The sequence below is a fragment of the Cellulomonas biazotea genome (assembly GCF_004306155.1).
Taxonomy (GTDB): domain Bacteria; phylum Actinomycetota; class Actinomycetes; order Actinomycetales; family Cellulomonadaceae; genus Cellulomonas; species Cellulomonas biazotea.
The window spans coordinates 1-2,521 of sequence record NZ_BIMR01000458.1; the positions used below are offsets into that span (position 1 = coordinate 1).

Sequence of the window (2,521 nt, forward strand, 5' to 3'; positions counted from 1 at the left end):
GGGAGGACGGCGTCGGACCGGCCGACGCACGGCCGCGGCGGCTCGACGGCGCGTGGCACACCGTCGAGACCAACGCGTTCGGGCTGCACGAGTTCGTCGACTGGTCCCGCGCCGCGGGCGTCGAGGTGATGGAGGCCGTCAACCTCGGCACCCGCGGCGTCGAGGCCGCCCGGCAGCTCGTCGAGTACGCCAACCACCCCGGCGGCACCGCGCTGTCCGACCTGCGCCGCGCGAACGGGCACGCCGAGCCGTTCGACATCAAGCTCTGGTGCCTCGGCAACGAGATGGACGGCCCGTGGCAGATGGGCGCCAAGACGGCCGAGGAGTACGGGCGGCTCGCGCAGGAGGCCGCGAAGGCCATGCGGCTCGTCGACCCGTCGATCGAGCTCGTCGCGTGCGGCTCGTCGAACTCCGGCATGCCGACCTTCGGGTCGTGGGAGCAGACCGTCCTGCGGCACGCCTACGAGTACGTCGACTACGTGTCGCTGCACGCCTACTACCAGGAGCACGACGGCGACCACGCGTCGTTCCTCGCGTCGGCCGTCGACATGGACCACTTCATCGAGTCGGTCGTCGCGACCGCCGACGCCGTGCGCGCCGCCGGGAAGCACACCAAGCGCATCAACCTCTCGTTCGACGAGTGGAACGTCTGGTACGCCAGCGGCAAGGACACGCCCGACCAGCCGCACGTCATCGAGCGCGAGGGCGTCTGGCGTGAGCATCCGCGGATCATCGAGGACGAGTACTCCGTGACCGACGCCGTCGTCGTCGGGACGTTCCTCAACTCGCTGCTGCGGCACGGCGACCGCGTGAAGATCGCCAACCAGGCGCAGCTCGTCAACGTCATCGCGCCCATCCGGTCCGAGGCGGGCGGTCCCGCGTGGCGGCAGTCGATCTTCTGGCCCTTCGCGCGCACCGCCGCCCTGGCCCGTGGGGAGATCCTGCGGGTGTCGGCGCGGTCCGACCGCTACGACGCCGGCAAGTTCGGCGACGTCGACCTCGTGGACGTCGCGGCGACCTGGGACGCCGAGCGGGGGCGGGTCGCGCTGTTCCTCGCGCACCGCGGGCTCGACGAGTCCGCCGACGTGACCGTCGACCTGCGCGGCTGGACCGGGGCGCGCGTGACGACGGCCGAGGTCCTCACGGTCCCCGAGGGCGGCGACCGGCACACCGCCAGCACCCAGGACGCCCCCGACGCGGTCGGCCTGCGCCCCCTCGACGACGTCCGCACCGACGACGCCACCCTCACCCTGCGCCTCCCCGCCCTCTCGTGGGCGGTCGTCGAGCTGGAGGTCACCCAGTCCTGACCCGTCGCCCCGTCTCCGTCCGGTCACCGCCGAGGTCGCCGGTCCGCGCCGAGGTCGTCAGCTCCGACCGGCGACCTCGGCGCCGAGTGACGAAGTCGCGTGCGGCAGGCGGGTCCGGGCCGGTCGGGTGCGCGGGATGATCGGGGCATGACGCAGCGGACGGTCGTGGTCGTGGGTGGGACGGGGCTCGCCGGGCGGGCCGTCGTCGAGGAGGCGCTGCGACGCGGCGACCGCGTGCGTGCGGTGTCCCGGCACGTGCCGCCCGCCGCACGGCAGGTCGTCGGCGCGGAGTACGTCGCCGCCGACGCGCTGGCGCCCGACGCCCCCGACCTGCTGCGGGCCGCGTTCGACGGGGCCGACACGGTCGTCGACACCGTCAACGGGCAGACGCCCGCCGCCGCGAAGGTCCTCACCGCCGGTGCGGCGTCGATCGCGCTCGCCGCCCGCGACGCCGGAGTCGGCCTCACCGTCGTCCTGTCGATCCTCAACGTCGACCGGGGCACCGCCGTCGGCTACTACCGCACCAAGCTCGCGCAGGAGCGCGTGCACCAGGCCGGGGCGGTGCCGTCGACGGTCGTGCGTGCCGCGCAGTTCCACGACTTCTTCGACACGTTCTTCGGGAGCCCGACGCTCACCGGCGCCCTCACGCGCGTCGGCACCGTGCCGTACCTGCGCGGCGGGCGGTTCCAGCCCATCGACGTCACCGACGTCGCCCGGGCCGTCGTCGACGCCGCCCAGGGCCCCGACGCGACCGTCGACGGCGACGTGCGCGACGAGGGCGAGCCGGGTCGTCGCACGATCTCCGTCGCCGGGCCCGAGGAGATCGCCGCCGCCGACCTCGCACGGCTCTGGGCCGACGCGCACGGCAGCCGGCGCATCCCCGTCGGCGTGCCGCTGCCCGGGTGGGGGCCGTTCTTCGCGTCGGGCGCCGCCGTCGCCCCCGACGCCCGCTACGGCCGGGTCACGTACGCCGACTGGCTCGCCCGGACCGCCGAGGCGTCCCCGGCGTGACGGCGGAGCACCCGTCCGACGCCCCCGCGACGACCCACGCCGACGGCCCTGCGGCGACCCACGCCGACGACCCCGCGACGACCCATCTCGACGACACCGCGGCACCGGGCCGGCCCGGCCACGCCGCGGCACCCGCCCGACCCGGCCACGCCGCGGCCGACGGGCGGGTCGTCGACGACGTCGGCGTCGGCCCGTGGCCCGGC

3 protein-coding genes are annotated in these 2,521 nt (G+C 75.4%); all 3 read left to right on the forward strand.

Going from position 1 to position 2,521, the window contains the following annotated elements:
- Nucleotides 1–1,307, forward strand: a 1,307-nt coding sequence (locus CBZ_RS20125; protein WP_130783202.1) for an alpha-N-arabinofuranosidase, incomplete at its 5' end; no start/stop codon positions are given.
- 147 nt (nucleotides 1,308–1,454) lie between these two features.
- On the forward strand, nucleotides 1,455–2,318 hold the full coding sequence (locus CBZ_RS20130; protein WP_130783203.1) for an SDR family oxidoreductase: 864 nt from the start codon (nucleotides 1,455–1,457) through the stop codon (nucleotides 2,316–2,318).
- A partial coding sequence (locus CBZ_RS21245) for a hypothetical protein (protein ID WP_218022837.1) occupies nucleotides 2,315–2,521 on the forward strand: 207 nt, incomplete at its 3' end. The genes CBZ_RS20130 and CBZ_RS21245, both read left to right, overlap by 4 nt.

Excerpts from the sequence above, each read along its gene's own strand:
- CBZ_RS20130 (WP_130783203.1), top strand. The coding sequence starts at position 1,455 with ATGACGCAGCGGACGGTCGTGGTCGTGGGTGGGACGGGGCTCGCCGGG.